Below are 22,738 nucleotides of genomic sequence, written 5' to 3' on the forward strand. Positions count from 1 at the left end.
ATGAGCCTGCCGACGGCATCTCCCGCCCTGCCACGCGGATTCACGCTGATCGAACTGCTGGTCGTCGTGGCCGTGCTGTCGGCCGCCTCGCTGCTCGCCTTCGGCGTTTTCTCGGAAGATCGCACGCAGATTCGCTACGACGATACGCGCCAGCGCCTGCAAATACTGCGTCGGGCGATCCTCGGGCAGAACGGGCCGGCCGCCGCAGGCGAGGCGAGCGCCGGCTTCGTCGCCGACAACGGCGCACTGCCGACCGACCTGGTCACGCTGCTGCAGCCGGGCTCGCTGTCGGCGCGCGCGGTCCGCTCGCCGATTTTCGATCCCAAGCCCGACGACAGCACCTGCGCCAACGATGGCAGCGCGGACGACATCGCGCTGACCGACCCCGCCGCCCAGCTGGTCAAGGGTCATGGCGGCGACTACCTGGGCGGGCTGGCCGTCAACGGGCGCTTCCGCGATGGCTGGGGCAATGTCGCCACTACCGACGACGCCGGCAATTTCGGCTGGAGCACGGTATTCGACGGCACGGCCAAGACACTCGCCATCGCCAGCCTGGGCCTCGACAACGCCAGCGGCCCGGCCGGCAGTACCGATTTTGCCGCCGACGTCGGGCTGACCGTGGCCGCCAACGACTGGCTGCTGCCCATCAGCGGGTGGACGGTCACGGTCAGGAACACCCGCGGCACCGACATTCCCGCCAACAAGCTGTCGCTGAGCCTGCTGGTCTTCCTGAACAACGCCGGCGGCGGCCAGTGGCTGCGCTACGCCACCGTGTCGCTGCCCTGCCTGGGCAGCGGCAGCGGGTGCGCGACCGACGCCGCCGTCGCCTTCACCGACGGCTGCAAGCCCGGCGAGAACGTGGGCAACAAGGGGCGCATCCCGCAAGGGCGGCATCTGCTGGTGCTCACCGATAACGGCGCGGACGGCCTGCCGTGGACAACCGACGACAAGGTCTCGGGCACAGCCCTGCTGCCCGCCGTCGTGAGCACCCAGGTCGATGCCGTCGCCGGCCGCAACCTGCCGGCCCTTGCCCTGGATATTCGATGAAACGTCTGTTCAGCGGCTTGCGCAAGCGCGGTGAATTCCAGGAGCCGGCGGGTTCATCGGCAACGCCCCCATTCTGGCGCACGGCCGTCGATGCCCTGCGCGACAGGTTCGGCACCGGCACCGCCACCTGGCTGCTGCTGACCTGGGATGTGCGCGGCATGGACGCGGTGCTGATGCAGGCCGGCAAGGGCGAGGCAAGCGTGCTGGGCAACGCCGCGTCGCGCCAGGGACGCTTTGCCGCGGCGCTCGACGAGGTCATGGCGCAGCTGGCGGCCGCCAGCCCGGTGCGCCCCAGGCGGGTGGCGCTGGCCGCCCGCCATGTCCTGCCGGCGGTCATCGACTTGCCGGTGCAGCCCGACAAGCCCCGACGACCGGAGCAGATGCGCGAACTGATCCAGGCCGACCTCGAGCCGGTGCTCGCCGAGTTCGGCAGCCTGTGGTCGATGGGTGCCCTGCTCCAGGCGCGCGGCTACCTGTCGCCGGCCGACCGCGAACGCATCACGATGGAAGAGGCGGTGCGCCGGCAAAGCCGGAGCAACCAGCTGCGCTACGGCGAAATCGCCATCGAACTGGAACTGATCGCGCGCGACGCGCTGGACGAATGCCTCGACCAGCAAGTCGCCCTGCAAAACCTGGAGGCCTCGGTGATGGCCGGCTGGCGCGGCCGGATCGAGGACAAGCAGCCGTTGTGGCTGGTTTGCGGCGTTGGCCAGGCCACCTACGACGAGTGGCGCGAAGCCCTCTCCCGGCGCGGCCTGCAACTGGTCGCCACGCTGCCGCTTGCCTGGCTGGTCGGCGATCCGGAGCCGGCCGGGCCAACCCCGCCGGAAGCCCGGCGCGAGCAAGCCGTGCCCTGCATCGACCTGGAAATCCACGCCGAAGAGGTAGTCGCCGTCCTGCGCCGCCACGGTCGCGTCGTCGCCACGCGCAGCGAGGGGCGCATCGAGCGCGCCCCGGCGGCCGACTGGGTGAACCGCATCATCGCCGACTGGACGGCGGAGTCGCGCGCCCAGATCGCCATTCATTTCATGGATGCGGCCGACGACGAATTCGGCGAAGCGCTGGCCGACGCCCTGAACCTGACCACCGGCCACCCGTGCACCGTGCGGCTGGCGGCGGCAAGCCGGCAGGCGCTGTGGCGCAACCTGCTTCGCGAAGCGAGCATGCCGGTGTCGCAACTGCCCCGCATGGTGGCGGGTGAGCTGCGCGGTTCCGCCTGGAAAGATCCCGACATGCGCCGCTTGCTGGCGCTGGGCGGGGTGCTGCTCGGCCTGGCGGCGACCGAAGGGGTGCAGCAATACCGTCTGCACGGCCTCGAAGCCAGGATGGCCGAGCATCAGATCAAGGAAAGGCAGCACAGCAGCAATGCCCAGCGCGAAGCCCAGGTCAACCAGAAACTGCTCGAACTGGGCAAGGGACTGGATGCCACGCGGCGCCAGCTCGAACCCCTGCTCAACGACCGCTCGCGCCTGAACCGCATCGTCGCCATGCGCGTCGACCTGCCCGACCTGCTTTACCTGCTGGCCCAGGCGGTGGGCAGCGATGCCGTGATGGAAGAGATCCATAACGACAACACCAACAGCGACGGCTCGGCGATCCAGGTCATCGCCTGGTCACCGAGCTATACCGGTGCCCAGGATTTCGTGAACCGGATGGCGGTACTGGCCCGCGAAAAGGGCTACGGCGTGTCGCAGATGGAAATCAAGGAACGCAAGGGGCGCAACAACCGGCGCGGCCATGAAGTGAAGTTCTGGCTGCTCCTCGAAGACGGCGACCTGGAGGGCAACGAGCACCCGGCCGCCGGCGGGAATGCCGCGACGCCGCCTGCCCCCGCCGGCACCGGCATTTCGTCGCAAACCCCGGTCCGGAGGCCAAACCCATGACTGCCCGCCTGAGCGAACAATGGCTTTCCCGCTGGCATGCATGGCGCCGCAGTTGGGAAAAGCTGCCGGCCAGGGATCGCAACCTGCGCACCGCCGCCGTGGCCTGCGCGCTGATCGGCCTCTATGCGCTGCTGCTCTGGCCGCAAGCCGGCAAGCGCATCGCCAAGCTCGAGTACGACCTCGAGAAAATGGCGGTGCGCGAAAAGAGCGCGGCGAAAGCCGAGGCCAAGCCGCAGGCGCCGCCGCCCAGCCTCGGCGGCCGCAACCAGCGCGATGCCGAACTCGAATTGCAGGCCCTCAAGACCCAGCTCGAGGAAGTCACCCTCGAACTGCGCGGCCTGAATGCCCGTTTCGTGCCGCTCGACGACAGCCTGGCGATGAATGCCCTGAAAAGCGGCCTGACCAGCCTGGCCGAAGCCGGCGACATGGAAGTGATGGCCATCGAACACGTCTATGCCCGCAGCGAGGACAAGGACAAGCCGCCCACCCCGCAGATGCTGCAGGAAGCGGCCAAAGGCAACCCCTTCAAGCGCCCGCTGATCGTCGTCCATGCCCGGGCGAGCTTTCGCGGCCTGATGCAGTTCCTCGACGGCCTGAACCAGCTGCCCTACGTGGCGGCGCCGGTCGGCAGCGACATCAAGGTCGAAGTCGAACGCAATCCCCAAACCAACGCACCCGTTCGCCAGTGGCTGGATGTGCGCATCAAGTTCGCGGTGTGAACGATGTCCGAAGCCTTTCAAAATTTCTGCACATTGCTTGAGCGGGTCGTCGCCCACCAGGCATCCGACCTGCACCTGGCCGAAGGGCGCGCCGCCTGCTGGCGGCTGCACGGCAACCTCGCGGCAATGGACGACGTCGCCTGGACGCAGACCAGGCTCGACGAACTCCTCGGCGAACTGCTCGGGGCGCAGCAAGGGCGCGACCTGGCCGAAAAGGGCACCGTCGACCTCGGGTTTACGGCGAGGAGCGGCGAGCGCTTCCGGATCAACGTCTTTCGTTCGCTGGGCCGCCCGGCGCTGGTCGCCCGCCACCTGCCCTCGCGCTTCCTCAGCTTCAACGAACTGCGCCTGCCGGAAAGCGTCCGCCAGCTGGCCTCGCTGTCCGACGGCCTGGTGCTGGTCACCGGCATTACCGGCAGCGGCAAGAGCACGACGCTGGCAACCATCATCAACGAGATCAACGCCAGCCTGCCGGTGCACATCCTGAGCATCGAAGACCCGGTGGAGTTCGTGCATACGCCCAACCAGGCGATCATCAGCCACCGCGAGCTGTATACCGACGTGCCGGACTTCGCCAGCGCGGTGAAGGCATCGCTGCGCGAAGATCCGGACGTCATCCTGGTCGGCGAATTGCGCGACACCGAGACCATGCGCGCCGCACTGACCGCCGCCGAGACCGGCCACCTGGTCTTCTCGACGCTGCATACGGCCGACACCAGCGGCGCCATCGAACGCTTCATCGGCGGCTTCCCCGGCGACGAGCAGTCGGTGGTCCGCCATCGCCTGTCCCTGGTCCTCAAGGCCGTCGTCGCCCAGCAGTTGCTGCCGCAAAACGGCCGTCCGGGGCGCGTCGCGGCGGTCGAGGTGCTGCAAGTGACGCCGGCCGTATCCAACCTGATCGCCTCGGGACGCACGGCGCAGATCTATTCGGCCATCGAGTCGGGGCGCGAAGCCGGCATGCAGACCTTCGACCAGGCACTGGCGGCGCTCGCCCGCGACAACCTGATCGCCCTCGAGGACGGGCGCCGCCTGGCGCGCGACCCGAACGGCTTCGAGCGCCTGATGCGCCAGGGGAGAAGCGGCGCATGAGCACGCTGAACGAAGCAACGCTGATCAACGCCGGCCTGCAGGCCGAGCTGTTCGACCGCGACCTGGTCAATCGCCTGCGCGCCCAGGCCCGGGCCACGCGCATGACGCTGCTCGACGCCCTGTCGCGCGAACTCGGCCTGCCGCGCACCGCCTTCTACCTGGCGCTGGCCCGGATCCACGGCCTGCCCTACGCCCAGCTCGAGCGCTGGGAACTCGACCTGGCCGCGGCCGGCCGCCTGCCGGGCACCTTGGTCAAGCGTCACCCGATGGCGCCGATGCGCACGCCGGATGGCGACCTGGTCATCGTACTGAGCGATCCCAGCGACCAGCTCGGCATCGAAACCGCGAAGCGCGTGCTGTCGGGCATCGACCTGCGCCTGGCGGTGGCCGACCCGGAGGCGCTGGCCCCGGTGCTGGCCCGTTTCGTCCCGAGCGACGCCCGCGACGGCACGGCCGAAGACCCGGTCGCCCTGTTCGACCGCCTGCTGCGCGACGCGGTGCTGCGCCGCGCCTCCGACATTCATATCGAAAGCGAAAAGGAGGCGGTCAAGATCCGCCTGCGCGTCGACGGCCGCATGCAGGCCTGGGGCAGCCCGCTCGGCAAAGGGCTGGGCGAAGGCATGATCTCGCGCATCAAGGTGCTGGCCGGCATGGACATCGCCGAATCGCGTGCGCCGCAGGACGGCGGCCTGAACCACGCGATCAACGAGAGCCCGGTGGAAATGCGCGTCGCCTCGGCGCCGACCAAGTTCGGCGAACGGCTGACACTGCGCATCATGAAAAGCGACCCAGGCCGCCAGACGCTGGATTCGCTGGGCATGCCCCCCTTCATGATCGACCGCCTGCGCGAGGCGCTGGCCCATCCGCACGGCATCGTGCTGGTCACCGGCCCGACCGGCAGCGGCAAGAGCACGACGCTCTACGCCGTGCTGCGCGAACTCGACGCCCATGCACTGAACATCCTGACCGCCGAAGACCCGGTCGAACAGGTCATTCCCGGCATCTCGCAAGTCCAGGTCGGCGGCAAGATCGCTTTTGCCGACGCCTTGCGCAGTTTCCTGCGCCACGACCCGGACGTCATCCTGGTCGGCGAGATCCGCGACTTCGACACCGCCGACGTCGCCCTCAAGGCGGCGACCACCGGCCACATGGTGCTGTCGACCCTGCATACCAATACGGCGGTCGGCGCCATCACCCGCCTGGCCGACATCGGCTGCGAGCGCTTCCTGATCGGCGCCACGCTGCATGGCGTCATCGCCCAGCGCCTGGTGCGCATGCTCTGCCCGCACTGCCGCGAGACGCGCCCGGCCAGCGCCGAGGAACGCGCCTTGTTGAAGGCGGCGGAGGGCGAACCATGCGGCATCGCCGAGCCGGTCGGCTGCCCGCGCTGCCTCGGCACCGGCTATCGCGGCCGGATCGGCATCTTCGAGTCGCTGTGGCTGGATGGCGAACTGGCCGAGCGCATCGGCAACGACGCCAGCGAGCGCGAACTGACGCAGGCCGCCGGCAACTACTGGCGCCTCGGCGACGATGCCCGCGACAAGGTTCGCCAGCACCTGACCAGCCTGGCCGAAGTCCGGCCCTACCTGCGGCTGAACGGCTGAGCGGCATGGCGACATTCAGTTACCTCGGCCTCAACGCGCAAGGCAAGGAAGTGCAGGGACAACTGCCGGCCGCCGACCTCAACGAGGCGCGCACGCTGCTGCGCGGCCAGGGCCTGCGCATCCTCGAACTGCAGCAGGGCGACCTCGAAAAGCGCTCGCTGACCGATGCGGCGCGCGCCTTGGGGCGCTGGTTCCGCAGCGGCCTGTCGGTGCGCAACAGCGACCTGATGCTCTTTTATCGCCAGATGCAGTTGATGCTGCGCGCCGGCCATACCATCCTCGAAGCCCTGGAGGCCGCGGGCAAGCTGGCCAGCCGGCCGCGCCTGAGCATGCAGCTCGAGCGTTGCGCCGAGCGCATCCGGTCCGGCAGCAGCTTTTCCGCGGCGCTGGCCCAGGAGCGCTCGACCTTCCCGCGCATCGCGATCAAGCTGGCCGAAGCCGGCGAAGCCTCCGGCGAACTGGACTCGGTGTTCGACCGCCTGGCCGCCCTGACCGAGCGCCGGGCCGACATCCGCCGGCAACTGATGACGGCGCTGACCTACCCGAGCATCGTCATGCTGGCCGCGATAGGCGTCATTTCCTTCCTGGTCGGTTCGGTCGTGCCGCGCTTCGCCGTCTTTCTGCAGGCGCGGGGCAAGAAAATCCCCTGGGCCGCCGCGACGATGATGGAAATCGCCGACTGGCTGCAGCGCTGGGGCGGCTTGCTGATCATCGGCATCGCCGGCTTCGTCGTCGGGCTCATCGTGCTGCGCCGCATCGCCGTGCTACGCCTGGGTATGGACCGAATCTTCCTGCACCTCCCCATCCTCGGCAGCACCCTGATGGCCGCCGCCATGGCCCAGGCGACCTGGACCTTCGGCCTGCTCCTGAAAAGCCGCCTGACGGTGCTCGAAGCCCTGCGCTCGATCACCCAGATCGTCGGCAACGCCGCGCTGTCCAGCGCCCTGCAGGGCGCCTGCGAACAGGTGCTCGAAGGCCGGGCGCTGGCCGTCGCCCTCGACCGCCAGCCCATCCCGGCCCTGGTCCGGCACATGGCGGCCGTCGGCGAACGCAGCGGCGAGATGGAAGACGTCATGGAAGCGCTGGGCAAGCATTACCAGAAAGAACTCGATGCCCGCGTCAAATTCCTGTCGTCGATGATCGAACCGGTCCTCACCCTGCTCATCGGCGGCATCGTCGGTTTTGTTTACTACGCTTTCTTTCAGGCCGTGCTGGCGGTTTCGACCGGAGGCGGCTGAGTCCATCCATGCTCCATTGCATTGCCTCCCTCCCTGCGCGGCGCCGCGCCTGCGCCCTCCTCGCCATCGTCCTCTGCGGCCCCGCCTGGGCACAGAACAAGGCGCTGGAACTGTCGCGCGACAAGAGCATCGACCTGCAGCCTTCGATGCGCGAGAACCTCGCCACCATCGGCCGCTATGCCGAATCGGTAAACCGCCAGATCGGCAAGCTCTCCGGCGAGTCGCCGGCCGCCGACCCGATGCCCCAGCCCGAATCGCCGGGCCGGCGGGAGCTCCCGGCGACGCGCCGGCTCGACACGATGGTCGATCCTTTCGAAGTGTCGCCGCAACTGCGCGACGGCCGCCGCTCGCCGGCCCGCTTCGGCGGCCTGCCGGTCGCCAGCAAGCTGGACGTGCAGCGCCAGATCCAGGTCAAGGCGCTGCTGGTCACCGCCCGGGGACGCGGCGCGCAACTGCTGGTGCGCGGCGACCAGAGCATTCTCGTCAAGGATGGCGACCTGGTCGACTTCGGCGACCTCGGCACCTTCACCATCCATGTCGGCGCCGAGGAAGGCGTCACCCTGAGCAACCCCGGGCTGCCCCAGGGCAACAAGATCACCCTGCGATGAAAACAAGAATCCCCTTTCCCCTGATCGTTGTCGCCGCCAGCCTGATCGCCCTGCCGGCGCTTGCCGCCGAAAACCTCAAGCCGCCGGCCGCCCCGAACAAAGCCCCGGCCCGGCCGACGGCGGAAAAACCGCTCCCGCCCGGCGCCATCGGCAACATCCAGCTGTCCCAGGTCCGCCTCGACGAAGTGGCTCGACTGCTGTCGCAAATCGGCAACGCCAACGTCGTCGTCACCAACAAGGTGTCCGACCTGCTCGTGTCGCTCTATCTGCGCGACGCCAGCGTCGACGACATGGTGCGCAACCTGTGCCGGGCGGCGGGCGTCTGGTACCGCTTCGACTCCAGCTCGAAAACCTACGTCATCATGAGCGGCGAGGAATACCAGAAAGACCTGGCCATCGTCCGCGACGAGAAAACCAAGGTCTTTACCCTGCGCCACCATAACGTGGTGTCGACGGCCAACGCCATCAAGGGTCTGTTCGGCATGCGCGTCACCCTGAGCAACCCGATCGAGGAAATGCCACCCATCTCGCTGGGCAGCGGCAACCGGACCGCTACCGGCGGCCGGGGCGGAGCTGGCGGCGCCGGCAGCCGGACCGGAACCAACACCGGGAACCAGGCTGGCAACATCAATGCCGGCATGCCGGGCGGCAACGCCATGGGCAGCACCGGCCTGTTCGACTCCGCGCAAGGCCTGGCCAACCAGGGGCGCATCGGCGGCGGCCAGCAGGGCGCCGCGGCCAACTACGACCCGACGACCGACCTCAACCGCATGAGCCAGGACCGGATGGCCGGCCAGATCAGGCTGGACGCCAACGGCCAGCCCCTGCTGTCAAGCTCGGACATCCAGGACATGGCCGCCCGCCAGGGGCCGCCCATCCTGGTTACCTACAACAAGCTGAACAACCTGCTGATGGTGCGCACCGGCGACGAGCAGGCGCTCAAGGAGATCGGCAAGCTGGTTGCCGACATGGACCAGCCGCCCAAGCAGGTCTTGCTGGAAATGAAGATCCTCGAGGTGAAGCTGGACGACGGTTACCGTTCCGTCTTCGATATCGGCAGCGGCGGCAGCGGGACGACGAGCGGGCCGAGCGGCTGGGGTGCGGCCAACGCCACCAAGATCAACGCCCGCAACAGCATGGCTTCGGGACTGTTCGCAGTGGAGCAGAACGCCAACATGATCTGGCAGATCATGAGCAGTTCCCTGAGCCTGCGCCTGCAACTGCTGGCCAACGAGAACAAGCTGAAGATACTGTCTTCGCCGATGCTGGTCGCCGCCAACAACCAGATCGCCCGCCTGTTCATCGGCGACGAACGCGTGCTGACCGTCGGCGCCTCGTCGCAGAGCGTGACCGGGACCACCGGTGCGACCAACACGACGATCACCGTCGAGACCGAAAAGCGCGATGTCGGCCAGAGCCTGGCCATCCTGCCGCGCATCAACGGCGATCGTTCGATCAGCCTGACCGTCGATCAGGACAGTTCGACCGTCCGGATCGGCGACGCGACGATTCCCATCACCACCGCCGCGGGGAACGTCATCTACTTCCCGATCGACACGGTCAATACCGCCAACCTGCAGGTGACGGCCCACGCCAAGCACGGCATGACGGTGGCCATCGGCGGCATGATCCGGGAAACCGTGACCCGCGACGAAGAGAAGGTGCCGGTGCTCGGCGACGTGCCGGTGCTCGGCTTCTTCTTCAAGCGCGACGTGCGGGCCAAGGTGCGCACGCAGATCGTGCTGCTGATCACGCCGACCATCATCGAAAACCCGGAAGAAGGCGACGGCATCGCCACCGCCAAGACACAGGACTTCAACGCGACGACCGCCGCCATCCCCGACAACAAGACCGTCCCCAAGCTGGGCAACAGCTGGCCGGTCGCGCCGCCCACCGGCATCGACAGCACCAGCGGCCAGCCGGGCGATGCCGCCTACGCCGGGCTGGCCCGGTCGGCAGCCGCCGCCGTGCTCCTGCGCGACCCGGGCCGGTCGCCGCCGGACGGGCTGAAAGCCATGCCGCCGGGACAGCGCCGCGATCTCGTGCTCGACAACGGCATGCCGGCCGAAGTGCGAGGCAGTTGGCAGCGCGACGGCCTGATCGTCACCGCCCTGCGCGTCAGCAACCCCCAGGCTCGCAACATGACCCTGCAAGCGGCCGCCCTGCCGGGCCGCTGGTCGGCCATCGTCATCGAGCATGCCGAACTGGGGCCGGATGGCAGCGCCGAGGCATCGACCTGGCTGTACGCCATTTCCCGTCAGCCCTTCGCGGATGCGCTGGATTTGCCGTGAAACACCTGGTCGCTTTTTCCCGCCTGGTCATGGCCGGCACCCTGGGTGCCGGCACGGCGTTCGCCCATGCCGCCGCCCCCGAACCGGCCGCCAGCATGACCGTGTTCGACGGTGCCGCACCGCGCGAACTGGAGATCCGGCTGCGCCCCGACAGCCGGATGACCGTGTTCACCCCCGAGGGGCAGCGCGAGGTGGCCGGCGCCGCCGCCTGGCCGAGCCGTTCGACCCGCGAAGGCGGGCTGGCGTTGTCGGCCGGTTACCGGCGCGACGACATGCGCTTCGCCATCGGCGTGCCGGGCGGGCCGAACGTGCTGTCCGAACTGCGGTGGATCGCCCCCGCCCTGCAGATACGGGCCGACGGCAACTGGACACACGCCTCCGGGGCGACGGTCCGGGGTTTCCTGGCCTACGCCCGCACCGAGGCCAAGGGGCTGTCGCAAGATTCCGACTATGCCCGCAACGACCGCCAGGCCGAGTTCTCGCGTTCGTATGCGGACACCACCGGCAGCGAGATGTTCGATGCCCTGCTCGGCTTCGGCTGGCAGTTGCCCGTCGGGCACCGCTTCAGCCTGACGCCGCTGATCGGCCTGGCGCGCTACGACAGCACCTATCGCGCCAGCAACGGCCGCCAGGTGGTTTCCGATGCCGCCAACGCCGCCCTGCTCGGCATCCCCTGGAACATGCCGCTCGGCCCCTTCCCCGGCCTGCACAGCCGCTACAACCCGGTGTGGAGCAGCATCTGGCAAGGCCTCGAGCTGGAAATCAAGGCCGGCAAAGGGTTTTCGCTGCGCGCCGGCGCCCGGCATCACTGGTTCAAGTACAAGGCCGAAGCCGACTGGAACCTGCGCGGCGATTTTGCCCACCCGGTCAGTTTCCGGCACACCGGCAACGGCAAGGGCTGGGAGGCCGAGATCGAGGCCGGCCTGGCCCTGGGGGGCGGCCACCGGCTGACCCTGAGCGCCATCCAGCGCGACTTCAAGACCCGCCATGGCAAGGACACGACCTTCTTCGCCAGCGGCTACAACAACACCATCGAACTGGGCGAAGCCGTACTCGCCAGCCGCGCCATCCAGCTCGGCTATCGCTACGACTTCTAGCAATTTCATGAAAGGCAAACCCATGAAGGACAATCCCGAGGCTTTCCGGCCAACGCAGCTGGCCCTGGCCCTGGCCATGGCCTCGCTCTTCCTGCTCCACGCCTTGCCGGCCGGTGCCGCCGAGAAGGAAAAGGAGCTCGGCGAAGTCGTCGTCGGCAACAAGCGCGACAGCGGCGTCAAGCGTCCCTTCCTGCGCGACGAAGTGGCGCCGGTCGAAAGTTGCACCGTCGACGAGGCGATCCGGCTGGGCGCCACCAACCTCACCGAGGCCATCGACAAGCGCCCGGGCGTCGCCGTGCAGGTGGAATGCTCGATCTGCAACGCCCGTTTCATTTCGCTCAACAACCTGCCCGGCCGCTACACCACCCTGCTGATCGACGGCGTGCCGCTGTTCTCGGCCGTGTCGCAAGCCTACGGCCTGGATTCGGTCGGCCTGCGCGGCCTCGAGCGCATCGACCTGATGCGCGGCGCCGGCGCCTCCGGGCTCCACCCCGATGCGCTGGCCGGCACGGTCAACCTGGTCACCCGCCGCCCGGCCAAGGACGAGGTGCTGGTCGAAGTGGCGGTCGGCAGCTACGGCCACCGCCGGGTCGATGCCCAGGCGGCGCAGGTATTTTCCGGCGGCGCGCTGAGCGCCAACATCCACGGCAACAGGCACGACGGTGTCGATGGCGACGGCAACGGCGTCTCCGAATACACCGGCTACACCCGCAAGCTGGGCGGCATCGGCTTTTTCGTCGACGATTTCGGCGGCTTCAAACTCAAGGGGCGGGTCGACGCCATCGACGAAAAACGTAACGGCGGCGCGCTGGGAAGCGACTACGACGGCATCAAGGGCAGCCGCAGCGGCAATCCCTTCGACTTCTCGAAAGGCCCCAACGCGTCGCCCTGGGCCGACGGCTGGGTCAAGCCCGCCGACGGCAGCAAGGTGAATTACACCGACGGCAGGACCGGGTTGTCCGAGATCATCTTCACCCAGCGCCAGTCGGCCTACGTCACCGGCGAGCGGCGTCTGGGCACCAGCACGCTGGGCCTGGCCGCCGGCTACGCCCGCCACGACCAGGACTCGTTCTACGAAGGCAACGTTTACAAGGCCAGGCAGAACCAGGGCTACCTCGGGGCCAACCTCAAGGCGCCGCTCGCCGGCGGCGTGTGGACCGCCCTTGCCGACTGGCGCTACGAAGACCTGCGGTCCCGGGCCAACCTGCCCGACGGCACCCCGGCCAACGGCCTCGACAACACCACCTTCCGCGTTCCCGGCCTCGGCGTCGGCAGCAACTACGCCTTCTTCGACGACCGCATGGAAACCGCCCTCAACCTGCGCTGGGAACACCACAACGTGTACGGCACCCAGTTCGCCCCCCGCGCCAACCTGCTCTGGCGGCACAACGAGCATGCCAGCAGCCGGCTGTCCTCCGGCATCGGCTACCGCGCCCCGACCAGCTATTTCGAGCAGGACCACGGCATTCTCGAAAGCATCGTGATCCGGAACCAGACCAGCGGCGTCGAGAAATCGACCAACCTGATGTACACCTTCGACTACCAGGACGAAGACTGGAAGGTGCTGGCCAACGCCCACGCCACCCGCCTGAACAACCTGGCCTACCTGGATGTCGGCGGTACCGAATCGGTGCTGCGCAGCGCCGGCGAGGCAGTGCGCGTCAAGGGAGCCGACCTGCAGGTGGGTTATCAATTCACCAAGGCGATTTCCGGCAGCGTCGGCCTGGAGCGGGTTTTCTACGACTTCCCGGTCGGCACGCTGGCCTTCGCCCGCCCGGACCGCCGCGCCTACCTGACGCTGGCGCTCGACAGCGGCCCGTGGGATGTCTTCGTGCGCGGCACCTGGACCGGGCCGCAGGACTTGCAGAAGTTCTATTACCGCGACACGCCGCATTACAACTTCGACGGCAGCGCCAAGCCGGACAAGAGCCGCGCTTTCTGGACCTTCGATGCCCGCGTCCAGTACGCCATCGACAAGCGCTGGGCGGTCTTCGCCGGGGCCGACAACCTGTTCGACTTCAGGCAATCCGACCATGACGGCTACCTGTGGGTCGATGCCGGCGGCAAGGTCGACGTCACGCACATCTGGGGGCCGAACCGCGGACGCTTCGTCTATGGCGGCGTCCGCTTCGAAATCTGAGCCATGACCATTTACGAGAGAAAACCCGGAGAACCCCTCATGAACGCCCCGCAACACCCGAACGATCTCGCCGCCGGAAATCCACGGCACGCGCTGGACAACGCGCTGTCCGCCGTCAACAGCGTGCTGCTCGGCAAGCACCGCACCGTCCGCCTCGCCATGGCCTGCCTGATCGCCCGCGGCCACCTGCTGCTCGAAGACCTGCCCGGCATGGGCAAGACCGTGCTGGCGCATGCGCTGGCCAAAACGCTGGGCCTGTCGTTCACCCGCGTGCAGTTCACCAACGACCTGCTGCCGGGCGATCTGACCGGGGCGGCGATTTTCGTCAAGGACCGGGGGGAGTTCGTCTTCCACCCCGGCCCGCTGTTCACCCAGCTGCTGCTCGCCGACGAAATCAACCGCGCTTCCCCCAAGACCCAGTCGGCCCTGCTGGAAGCCATGGAGGAGCGCCAGGTGTCGAGCGACGGCGCAACCCGGCCGCTGCCATCGCCTTTCTTCGTCATCGCCACGCAGAATCCGGTCGACCAGTTGTCCACCAATGCGCTGCCGGAAGCGCAGCTCGACCGCTTCCTGATGCGCGTGTCGCTCGGCTACCCGGACGCCGAAGCCGAGTTGGCCGTCCTGCGCGGCGAGGACAGGCGCGAGCTGCTGGAAGACCTGCGCCCCAGCCTCGACAGCGCCGGGCTGCTCGGCCTGCAGCAGGCCGCCCGCGCCGTGCACGCCAGCGATGCGCTGCTCGCCTACGTCCGGGCGTTGGCCGAATACACCCGCCACGGCGCCGGCCTGGCCCATGGCCTGTCGCCGCGCGGCGCGCTGGCCCTGCTCGCGGCCGGCCGCGCCTGGGCGCTGCTCGAAGGGCGCGGGCATGTGCTGCCGGCCGACATCCAGTGCGTTTTCCCGGCGGTCGCCATGCACCGTCTCGGCCTCGGCGATGCCCGCCATGCCGAAGCCGGGGCGGCCCGCTTGCTGGAGGCCGTAGCGCTGCCATGAGCCCGCTGATCAGCCCGCCCGACGCCAGCCGATCGCCCCTTCTGCAGCGCCTTTTGCCGGGCCTCGGCCGGCGCAAGGATGGCACGCTGCACACCTCGCTGCGCCCGACGGCAGCCGGCCTGTTCTGGCTGGTGGCCGTCGTCGCCCTGATCGCCACGGCGATCAACTATGGCAACAACCTGATCTTCGCGCTCGCCTTCCTGTTGCTCGCCGTGTGGCTGCAGAGCGCCTGGCAATGCCGGCACCTGGCGCGTCGGGTCGACTGGCGCCCGAACGTGCCGGGCGCCGTGTTCGCCGGCGAAGCGCTCGCCCTCGACGGCCGGCTCAACGGCGGCCGGGCAACGGCTGCCGTTGCCTTGCAGGCCGGCAAGCTGACCGGCGCCGACAGCCTGTTCGATCCATCCGGCGAGGCGCAGCCCGGCTTGCTGCTGCCCGGCGGACGGCGCGGCGAGCGGGTGATTGCCGACCTGATGCTGGTCTCCGCCTGGCCGCTCGGCCTGTGGCGCGCCCGGCGCCCGCTGCCGGCCATGCAGGCCATCGTTTATCCCCGTCCGGCCGGCGCCTTGCCGTTGCCGGCGGGCAACCCGCAACCGGCCCACCGGCAGGCCGCCACCGACGATTTCCAGGGCCTGCGCGGCTATGCGCCGGGCGACTCGCCGCGCCGCATCAACTGGCGCGTGTTCGGCCGCCGCGACGAACTGGCGGTCAATCGTTTCGACGGCGATGCCGGCGGCGAGGCGCTGTGGCTCACCTGGGAACAGACCGCCGGCGACGACGAGGCCCGCCTCGGCCAGCTGGCCGCCTGGGTGCTGGCCGCCGACCATGCCGGCCGCGAATACGGCCTGCGCCTGCCCGGCCAGTCGCTGCCGCCGGCCCGCGGCCGCAGCCATCGCGACCGCTGCCTGCAACGCCTGGCCCTGTTCGACCCAGCTTCTGCCAACTCGATGCCATGAACCATCACTCTCCCGCCCCCGGCGCCGATGCCGGCCTCCAGTGGCGCACCCGCGAAACCTCGCGCCACCTGGTCCAGGGTTTCATCGGCGCCTTTGCCATTTCCACCGTCACCGGCCTGCTGCTCTGGCTGCGCGTCGGCCACGCCAATCTCGTCCAGGTGCTGCTGCTGGCCCATCTCGCCGCCGGCGTCCTGACCCTGCTCTTCTTCGTTCCCTTCATCGTCGTGCATTGGCAGGACGGCAGGGAACCCTTGCGCCACCTGCTCTGGCCCTTCCCGCTGATCCGCGAGATCCGCCGCGATGCCTATGCCGGCAAGCGCCTGATCGGCCACGCGTTCATGTGGTCGCTGATCGTCGTGCTGCTCGCCGGCCTCATCGTCGCCCTGCCGGCCGTCGCCTACCTCGCCGGCTACCCGGTGACGCTGCCTTACGGCGGGCATGTCGGGCTGCTCCAGGCCCATCGCTGGCTGACGCTGCCGCTGCTGCTCGGCCTGTTGTGGCACCTGCCGAAGAAGGACCGGTCATGAAATTCCCGAACAAGCTGTCCCCCCCATTGCAGCACCTGCTGCTGATTGCCGGCGCGACGCTGGTGGCCGCGCTGGCCGCCGCCCTGCTTCTGCCGGCCCCCGACAGCCTGGCCGTCGATGCCAGGAAAGGGCTGCCTTTCTACGACCTGCCCTTCGGCGACAATCCCTTCGCGCCGGGCGAACTGCGGACCACCGACCGCACGATGATCGACTGGCGCGGCGTTCCCTCGGCCCGCAGTTGCGGCGAATGCCACAAGCAGGAGTTCATGGAGTGGGTTACCTCGGTGCACGCCGTCTCCGACGAGGACATGATCTACGCCACGACGGTGCGCGAAAACACCGCGGCATCCAAGGCCGCTGCTGCCCATGGCGCGGCCAAGGGACGCTGGTGCGAATCCTGCCATAACCCGCTGGGCACCTTGAGCGGGGCGGTCACCGACTTCCCCAGCGTGCCGCGCACCGAGACCATGGAGGAGGGCGTCACCTGCGTCGTCTGCCACACCGCGGTGCATGCCGAGCCGCTGGCCGGCAACGGCGCCCTGACCAGCAAGCTGAACCAGATTTTCCGGCACTTGCACCCGGCCCTGATCATGGCCGCCCCGTCGCGCCACGCCAGGGACATGCAGGCCAGGCGCGATGCCCCCCTGATGGGTTCCAGCGCACTGTGCGGCAGCTGCCATACCGAAATCCGCCCGACGACGGTCAATGGCCAGGAGCCGATGAACTTCCAGGACACCTACGACGAATGGCGTCGCTCGCCGTGGGCCGAGCAGGGGGTGCAATGCCAGGACTGCCACATGGCGCGCGACCCGGCAGCCGCCGTCGCCGCCTTGAAACGCGGCGAGCAACGCCCGCGCGGCGTATCGCACCGGCTGTCCGGCAACAATTACCTGCTGGCCAACCCCGACCTCCCCGGCAACCTGATGACCACCCTGCGCGGCGGCCCGCCCGGCGGCCTCAACCGGATGTTCTCGCGGCAGGAATATGCCGACGAGCAGCGCCGGACCCATCAGCAGATCGTCGCCCTGCTCCGGGAAGCCGCCGAACTTCGCCTGGACAACGGGCTTGACCGCGACAACCGCCCCCGGCTGTCGGTCACCGTCGCCAACGTCGGGGCCGGACATGCCCTGCCGACCGGGCCGCTCGACCACCGCTACATGTGGCTGGAGGTGGAGATCACCGACGAGCGGGGGCGCAAGGTCTTCCACAGCGGCGCTTTCGACGGCCGGAAGGGCGAGGAAGATCCCCAGGCCGTGCGTTGGGTCAAGGAGATGTACGACGCCGAAGGCCGGCGCGACCTGCGCCACCTGCTGTTCGATACCGAACGCCTGCATTACCCGCGCAAGCCGATCCCGGCCGGCGCCAGCCAGCGCATCGACTACGCGCTGCCCGCCCTGCCCGCCGGCCGCTACAGCGTACGCACCCGGCTGTGGTATCGGCTGGCCTTCCAGGACATCCTGAAAAATTTCGAGAGCCAGGGGCCGGGCAAGGTGGATGTGATCATCCCGCCCCTCGCGATTGCCGAGGCCGGGCACGACTTCGTCGTGCCGGCCCGGAGCGCCCCGGGTGCCGCGAAACGCGGCGCCGGAAAGGAAAAACCATGAACGCCCGGCAAACCGGCAAGCCCCGTCTGCAAACCAGCCTGATCGGCGTACTCGGCTGGCTCGTTCCGCTCGGCGTCGCCGTGGCCAGCGGCTACTGGCTCAACGCGCACGGCACGACCGACGACATTCGCCGGAACGCCCGGGCCCGCGACGACATCCGCGCCATTGGCGCCGCCCTGCTTGCCCCGCGGGATGACGGCAAGGGCATGCCAAGCACCGAACAAGGGCTGCAGGCCCTGGTCACCGACGGCATCCTGCCTCGCATCCCCGACGACCCCTGGGGCCGCCCCTACCAGTATCGCAACCCGGGAAGCGTCCAGGCCTGGGAGCTGTACTCCTTCGGTGCCGACGTTCAGGAAAGCGCCGACGACATCGTGAGCTGGAACCTCTATGGTGGACGCTGAGCGCATGGCACGCCGCCGCCCGTCAATCGCGCTGCCCGCGCCGCACATGACGCCCGCCCGCTGGGCGCTGGGCCTGCTCCTGCTGGCGCTGTTCGCCCACGCCCCGGCGCTGCCCGCCCCTGGCTGGATCGCCTTCGCACTGGCCCTGGCCAGCCGCCGGCTCCCGGCCCGGCGCTGGGTGCCGGCCCTGCGCCTGGGCGTGCTGGGCCTGGGCTACCTCGTCGCGGCACTGGCTTTCGGCTGGCTCGACCCGACGACGCTTCGCCTCAACCTGCTGCTGGTGCTCGCCCTGAAGTGGGCGGAAAGCCGGACGCCCGGGGAATTCGCGCTGGTCTCCGCGGCCGCCGTGGTCGGCGTGGCCATCGGCCTGCTGCAATGGGGCGAGGGTATCGGCCTCGCCCTGGTGCTGGGCAGCATGCTGCTGCTGTTGGGCGGCGCCGGCTGGCACCCCGGCCAGAAGACCGGCAGCGCCCTGCGCGCCGGCGGCCGGCACCTGCTGTTTGCCTTGCCGCTGGCCGGCGTGCTTTTCCTCTTCTTCCCCCGCATTCCCGGCCCGCTGTGGGACATCGGCCTGACCTTCGGCTTGCCGCTGCCGGCCGGCATCGAAAAATCCAACCAGGGGCTGGGCATCGCCACCCGCCTCAAACCGGACCAAATGCAGACCGGCGCCAGCGACGGCCAGCCGGTGTTCGTCGCGGAATTCGAGAACTGGGTGCCGCCGACCAGCCAGCTTTATTGGCGCGGCCCGGTGTTCTACGATTTCGATGGCCGCGAATGGCACCTGGATGCCGACTACGGCGCCGGCAACGGCCGCCGGATCATGATGGCGGGCTGGCGTCGCGGGAGCGATTTCAACAAGACCCTGCAAAGCACCGCCAAGGAAATCCGCTACAAGCTTCGCCTGACGCCGCACCACGGCCTGTGGCTCTACGGCCTCGACCTGCCCTCCAGGCTGACCGCCGAATCCTTCGTCGGCCCCGACTGGCAGGTGCTCAGCCACACGCCGGTCGATCGCGAAATCCACTACGAGCTCTCCTCATGGCTGGAGTGGACGGCCGGAGGCGAGCTGCCCGCCGCGCTGCGCGACCAGGCGCTCGCCCTCCCCGCGGCCAGCAACCCGCGCCTGCGGGCTTTTGGCGAAAACTTGCGCCAGCGCGCCGCGACGAAGGGCGGCGACATTCCGCGGGAAGCCCTGGTCGAGCTAGCCAACGGCGGCTTCAAGGTGCGCGACCGTTTCGAAGCCCCGACCGGCGAACACGCCCTCGACGCATTCTGGTTCGACACGCGCGTGGGCAACAGCGAGTTCTACGCCGCCGCCTTCGTGGTCCTCATGCGCTCGGCTGGCGTCCCGGCCCGGCTGGTCACCGGCTATCGCGGCGGCAAGCTGATGGCGCTGACCGACTACGTCGTGGTCAAGCGCAGCCACGCCCACGCCTGGGCCGAGGTCTGGGACGACCGCAAGGGCTGGCGGCGGATCGACCCGACCGACCTCGTGGCGCCGGAGAAATTCGCCGCCACCCAGGCCAGGCCCAAGGCCGCGCCGCAGACCGCCCCGGCCAAGCCGCAGCAGTCGGCCGATTCGGCCACCCCGCCGCCGCCCGCCGCGGGGGGCAACTTCGCGACCCAGGCCGCCCCGCGCCCGGCAACGGAACCCGCCTGGCAACTGCCCGACCTGGCCGACTGGATGGGGCGCTGGGTTTTCCGGCTCGATGCCGAACGGCAGAAAACCCTGCTCGGCGGCAAGGGCGACGGCTTCGCCTGGCTCTGGCTGCTCGCCATCGCCGCCGCGGCCAGCGCGCTGACCCTGGCCGGCAGCCTGCTCTTCGCACGCTGGCGGGAAAGCCGTCGCCGCCCGCCGGCGCAGCGCGCCTGGGAGCGGGCCTGCCGCCAGCTGGCGCGCCATGGTCTCGCCCCGTTGCCGGCCGAATGCCCGAGCACCTACGCCCGGCGCGTCGCCGCCGCCCGCCCGGCCTGGGCGGGCGCCATGGCGCAGCTGGCCGACACCTACACCGACTGGCGCTACGGCCCCGCATCCGCAGTCTCCGGACCTCGCGTAGCGGTCGCCGCCCGCCTGCTGATCAACCGCATCCTTGCTGGATAAGCCATGCCGCACATTGCACGCCTTTCGTCACACCCCTTCCTTTCCTTCCGCGCCCTCTCCCTGCTGCGCCTGTTGCTCGCCCCGCTCGCCTGCCTGTGGATGCTGAGCGCGCCCTTCCCCGCCCTGGCCGCGACCGACGGCGCCGCCGTCGTGGCGGAGATCAGCCGGCGCGGCGATGCCGCCCTCCAGGACTACGATCCGGCCAACCGCCTGGCGACGGCCGGCGAGTTCTCCAGCCTGTATTTCGAAGTATTCGAGGGCGCCGGCATGGAACTCGACCTGGGCCTCAAGTCGCCCGGGCTGAAGAGTGAAATCGAAGTCCTGTTCGGGGTCGTCAACAGCAAGGCGATGCGCGGCGCGCCCGCCGACGACCTGGGCGCCTCGTGGCAGCAGCTCCGCGGCAAGTTGCAGGAGGCGGCCAGCCTGTACGACAGGACGGAGGCCGACGGCTTCATGCCGGCCTTCCTCAAGTCGCTCGTCATCCTGTTGCGCGAGGGCGTCGAAGCGATGCTGATCGTCGGCGCGCTGGCCGCCTACCTGCGCCGGGCCGGCGGCGCCGACCGCAGCTGGGTGCTCCATGCCGGGGTCGGCCTCGCCGTCGTGCTCTCCCTGCTCACCGGCTGGGCGCTGACCGGCGCGCTGCAGGTCGCCGGTGCGTCGCGCGGCGTTCTGGAAGGCATCACCATGCTGCTTGCCGCCGCCATGCTGTTCTACGTCAGTTTCTGGCTGTTCTCCAAACGCGAGGCCGAACGCTGGCAGGCATGGATCGCCGGCCAGATCGAGAGCGCCGTGACGCAAGGCTCGACGCTTGCCCTGGGGGGGGCCGCCTGCCTGGCGGTCTACCGCGAGGGCGCCGAGACGGTACTTTTCTACCAGGCCCTGCTTGCCGGCGAAGGCAGCAACGGCGGCGCCATCGCTGCCGGCATCGGTGCGGCCGCCGTGCTCCTGCTCGCCATCTACCTCGCCCTGCGCCATCTGTCGCTACGCCTGCCGTTTCACCTCTTCTTCACCGGCACGGCCGTGCTGCTCTACGGCCTGGCCATCGTGTTCATGGGCCAGGGGATCACCGAACTGCAGGCGAGCGGCCACCTGAGCACCACGCACCTGCCGTGGGCGCCGCATATTTCCTGGCTGGGCATTTCGCCCACGCTGCAGGGCATCGGGGCGCAATGCGCGATGCTGCTGCCGCTCGGCTTCGTCTTTGTCCGGCTGAAGCAACGGGCCGCCTGAGCCGGGAACACTCGCCATGTCATCCACTCCGGCCGCCGTACTCCCCCCCCTCCCGACCGCGCCGGCGGCGGCCTTGCCGGCCAGCACGCCGGGCATGCTCGACATCCAGGCCGGCCGGCGGCTCTTCCTGGCGATGGTCGGCGCCGGCCTGTTCAGTCTCCTGGCCTGCACGGCCTTCTACCTGTTCGAGATGGAACGCATGACCGGCCAGCAACTGGCCAGCCTGGCCCATCACGCCGGCCAGATCATTCAGGCCAGCGACCTGGGCTGGCGGCGTTCGGCAACATCCGGCAAGCCGCTCGCGGCATCGAACCCGGCGCTGTCCTGGCAGGTCGAGCCGGGACGGCAGGCGACCCGGCTTGCCGTCCTGCCCCGGCCCGACGGTCCCTCGGAGATTGTTCGCTTCCCGCTCGACGACGCCTGGCTGGCCACCCTGGGGCGCCCCGAGCTGCGCCTTTACCTCGCCTCCGCCGGACGCGTCATCGCCTCGTCGCTCGGCGACGCCGGCGCCGGGGAAGCCAGCGCCCTGCAGATCGATGCCGTCGGCCGCGTCGAACGGCAAGGCAGCCTGTTCGTCCAGGTGCCGATGCGCTGGAACGACCAGCCGGACAGCCCCCTGCTGGTCGTCCAGCAACGCCTGTCGCTGCCCTTCTCGCTGGGCGAGATCGCACTGGCCGGGCTGTTCCTGTGGGGCATCCTGGCCGGGCTGATCTGGCTGACGGTCGGCATCTGGCTGAACAAGGCGCTGCAGCACATCCAGTACATGGCCTACCACGACCCACTGACCGGCCTGATCAACCGCGCCGCGCTGCGCATCGGCCTGACCCACATGCTGGCCGAAAGCCGCCGCAACAACAGCCCGCTGGCCGTCTTCTACCTCGACCTCGACCGCTTCAAGACGATCAACGACTCGCTCGGCCATGCCATCGGCGACCTGGTGCTGAAGGAAGCGGCGACACGACTGCTCGCCTGCATCCGCGATACCGATTTCGTCGCCCGCCAGGGCGGCGACGAATTTATCGTCGTCGCCGGCGAACTGGGCAGCGTCAGCGACGCCGCCGCCATCGCCCGCAAGATCATCGAGCGCTTGACGGAGCCGATGCTCATTCTCGAGCAACGCCTGCAAACCGGTTGCTCGGTGGGCATCGCCATCCATCCCAACTCCGTATCCGACCCCGACAGCCTGATCAAGCAGGCCGACAGCGCCATGTAC

The 22,738-nt window shown here is 69.2% G+C and carries 18 protein-coding genes; all 18 read left to right on the forward strand.

Features of this window, described 5'->3' with window-relative positions; genetic code table 11:
• Positions 1–1,047 (forward strand): type II secretion system protein, encoded by a 1,047-nt coding sequence (locus tag Q0P59_RS15905; RefSeq protein WP_295008054.1) that lies wholly within the window; start codon positions 1–3, stop codon positions 1,045–1,047.
• A complete protein-coding gene (locus Q0P59_RS15910; RefSeq protein ID WP_295008056.1) occupies positions 1,044–2,930 on the forward strand; it encodes a hypothetical protein in 1,887 nt (628 codons plus the stop codon). Before Q0P59_RS15905 ends, Q0P59_RS15910 begins: the two co-directional genes overlap by 4 nt.
• Positions 2,927–3,649, forward strand: coding sequence for a hypothetical protein (locus tag Q0P59_RS15915; RefSeq protein WP_295008058.1), 723 nt, complete (start codon positions 2,927–2,929; stop codon positions 3,647–3,649). The genes Q0P59_RS15910 and Q0P59_RS15915 overlap by 4 nt, the downstream gene beginning before the upstream one ends.
• A gap of 3 nt (positions 3,650–3,652) precedes the next feature.
• On the forward strand, positions 3,653–4,738 hold the full coding sequence (locus Q0P59_RS15920; protein WP_295008060.1) for a PilT/PilU family type 4a pilus ATPase: 1,086 nt from the start codon (positions 3,653–3,655) through the stop codon (positions 4,736–4,738).
• Positions 4,735–6,342 (forward strand): GspE/PulE family protein, encoded by a 1,608-nt coding sequence (locus Q0P59_RS15925; RefSeq protein WP_295008062.1) that lies wholly within the window; start codon positions 4,735–4,737, stop codon positions 6,340–6,342. The genes Q0P59_RS15920 and Q0P59_RS15925 overlap by 4 nt, the downstream gene beginning before the upstream one ends.
• 5 nt (positions 6,343–6,347) lie before the next feature.
• Positions 6,348–7,580, forward strand: a complete 1,233-nt coding sequence (locus Q0P59_RS15930) for a type II secretion system F family protein (RefSeq protein WP_295008063.1) — start codon at positions 6,348–6,350, stop codon at positions 7,578–7,580.
• A gap of 8 nt (positions 7,581–7,588) precedes the next feature.
• Complete coding sequence (locus tag Q0P59_RS15935; protein ID WP_295008065.1) at positions 7,589–8,188, forward strand: hypothetical protein; 600 nt, start codon at positions 7,589–7,591, stop codon at positions 8,186–8,188.
• Positions 8,185–10,479 (forward strand): DUF3438 family protein, encoded by a 2,295-nt coding sequence (locus Q0P59_RS15940; RefSeq protein WP_295008067.1) that lies wholly within the window; start codon positions 8,185–8,187, stop codon positions 10,477–10,479. The genes Q0P59_RS15935 and Q0P59_RS15940 overlap by 4 nt, the downstream gene beginning before the upstream one ends.
• Positions 10,476–11,576 carry a hypothetical protein gene (locus Q0P59_RS15945; protein ID WP_295008069.1) on the forward strand — a complete coding sequence of 367 codons (1,101 nt, stop codon included), beginning with the start codon at positions 10,476–10,478 and terminating at the stop codon, positions 11,574–11,576. The genes Q0P59_RS15940 and Q0P59_RS15945 overlap by 4 nt, the downstream gene beginning before the upstream one ends.
• 7 nt (positions 11,577–11,583) lie before the next feature.
• A complete protein-coding gene (locus Q0P59_RS15950; protein WP_295008071.1) occupies positions 11,584–13,716 on the forward strand; it encodes a TonB-dependent receptor in 2,133 nt (710 codons plus the stop codon).
• Positions 13,717–13,755: 39 nt separating this feature from the next.
• Positions 13,756–14,706, forward strand: a complete 951-nt coding sequence (locus Q0P59_RS15955) for an AAA family ATPase (RefSeq protein WP_295008073.1) — start codon at positions 13,756–13,758, stop codon at positions 14,704–14,706.
• Positions 14,703–15,659: a DUF58 domain-containing protein gene (locus Q0P59_RS15960; RefSeq protein WP_295008075.1), complete on the forward strand. Its 957-nt coding sequence runs from the start codon at positions 14,703–14,705 to the stop codon at positions 15,657–15,659. Before Q0P59_RS15955 ends, Q0P59_RS15960 begins: the two co-directional genes overlap by 4 nt.
• Entirely contained in the window at positions 15,656–16,186 is a 531-nt protein-coding gene (locus Q0P59_RS15965; RefSeq protein WP_295008077.1) for a hypothetical protein, read from the forward strand. Before Q0P59_RS15960 ends, Q0P59_RS15965 begins: the two co-directional genes overlap by 4 nt.
• On the forward strand, positions 16,183–17,790 hold the full coding sequence (locus Q0P59_RS15970; protein WP_295008079.1) for a multiheme c-type cytochrome: 1,608 nt from the start codon (positions 16,183–16,185) through the stop codon (positions 17,788–17,790). Before Q0P59_RS15965 ends, Q0P59_RS15970 begins: the two co-directional genes overlap by 4 nt.
• Complete coding sequence (locus Q0P59_RS15975; RefSeq protein WP_295008081.1) at positions 17,787–18,194, forward strand: type II secretion system protein GspG; 408 nt, start codon at positions 17,787–17,789, stop codon at positions 18,192–18,194. The genes Q0P59_RS15970 and Q0P59_RS15975 overlap by 4 nt, the downstream gene beginning before the upstream one ends.
• 4 nt (positions 18,195–18,198) lie before the next feature.
• Positions 18,199–20,295 carry a transglutaminaseTgpA domain-containing protein gene (locus Q0P59_RS15980; RefSeq protein WP_295008083.1) on the forward strand — a complete coding sequence of 699 codons (2,097 nt, stop codon included), beginning with the start codon at positions 18,199–18,201 and terminating at the stop codon, positions 20,293–20,295.
• A gap of 3 nt (positions 20,296–20,298) precedes the next feature.
• Positions 20,299–21,525 (forward strand): FTR1 family protein, encoded by a 1,227-nt coding sequence (locus Q0P59_RS15985; RefSeq protein ID WP_295008085.1) that lies wholly within the window; start codon positions 20,299–20,301, stop codon positions 21,523–21,525.
• Between the two features lie 16 nt (positions 21,526–21,541).
• Positions 21,542–22,738 (forward strand): GGDEF domain-containing protein (locus tag Q0P59_RS15990; protein ID WP_295008087.1); only part of this gene is annotated, 1,197 nt, incomplete at its 3' end.

Origin of the sequence: uncultured Dechloromonas sp. (assembly GCF_945957265.1) — a bacterium.
Lineage (GTDB): Bacteria > Pseudomonadota > Gammaproteobacteria > Burkholderiales > Rhodocyclaceae > Azonexus.

Bases quoted from the DNA above. Each gene is read 5' to 3' on its own strand.
- Q0P59_RS15905 (WP_295008054.1), top strand. From the start codon at position 1: ATGAGCCTGCCGACGGCATCTCCCGCCCTGCCACGCGGATTCACGCTG.
- Q0P59_RS15910 (WP_295008056.1), top strand. From the start codon at position 1,044: ATGAAACGTCTGTTCAGCGGCTTGCGCAAGCGCGGTGAATTCCAGGAG.
- Q0P59_RS15915 (WP_295008058.1), top strand. From the start codon at position 2,927: ATGACTGCCCGCCTGAGCGAACAATGGCTTTCCCGCTGGCATGCATGG.
- Q0P59_RS15920 (WP_295008060.1), top strand. From the start codon at position 3,653: ATGTCCGAAGCCTTTCAAAATTTCTGCACATTGCTTGAGCGGGTCGTC.
- Q0P59_RS15925 (WP_295008062.1), top strand. From the start codon at position 4,735: ATGAGCACGCTGAACGAAGCAACGCTGATCAACGCCGGCCTGCAGGCC.
- Q0P59_RS15930 (WP_295008063.1), top strand. From the start codon at position 6,348: ATGGCGACATTCAGTTACCTCGGCCTCAACGCGCAAGGCAAGGAAGTG.
- Q0P59_RS15935 (WP_295008065.1), top strand. From the start codon at position 7,589: ATGCTCCATTGCATTGCCTCCCTCCCTGCGCGGCGCCGCGCCTGCGCC.
- Q0P59_RS15940 (WP_295008067.1), top strand. From the start codon at position 8,185: ATGAAAACAAGAATCCCCTTTCCCCTGATCGTTGTCGCCGCCAGCCTG.
- Q0P59_RS15950 (WP_295008071.1), top strand. From the start codon at position 11,584: ATGAAAGGCAAACCCATGAAGGACAATCCCGAGGCTTTCCGGCCAACG.
- Q0P59_RS15955 (WP_295008073.1), top strand. From the start codon at position 13,756: ATGAACGCCCCGCAACACCCGAACGATCTCGCCGCCGGAAATCCACGG.
- Q0P59_RS15960 (WP_295008075.1), top strand. From the start codon at position 14,703: ATGAGCCCGCTGATCAGCCCGCCCGACGCCAGCCGATCGCCCCTTCTG.
- Q0P59_RS15965 (WP_295008077.1), top strand. From the start codon at position 15,656: ATGAACCATCACTCTCCCGCCCCCGGCGCCGATGCCGGCCTCCAGTGG.
- Q0P59_RS15970 (WP_295008079.1), top strand. From the start codon at position 16,183: ATGAAATTCCCGAACAAGCTGTCCCCCCCATTGCAGCACCTGCTGCTG.
- Q0P59_RS15975 (WP_295008081.1), top strand. From the start codon at position 17,787: ATGAACGCCCGGCAAACCGGCAAGCCCCGTCTGCAAACCAGCCTGATC.
- Q0P59_RS15980 (WP_295008083.1), top strand. From the start codon at position 18,199: ATGGCACGCCGCCGCCCGTCAATCGCGCTGCCCGCGCCGCACATGACG.
- Q0P59_RS15985 (WP_295008085.1), top strand. From the start codon at position 20,299: ATGCCGCACATTGCACGCCTTTCGTCACACCCCTTCCTTTCCTTCCGC.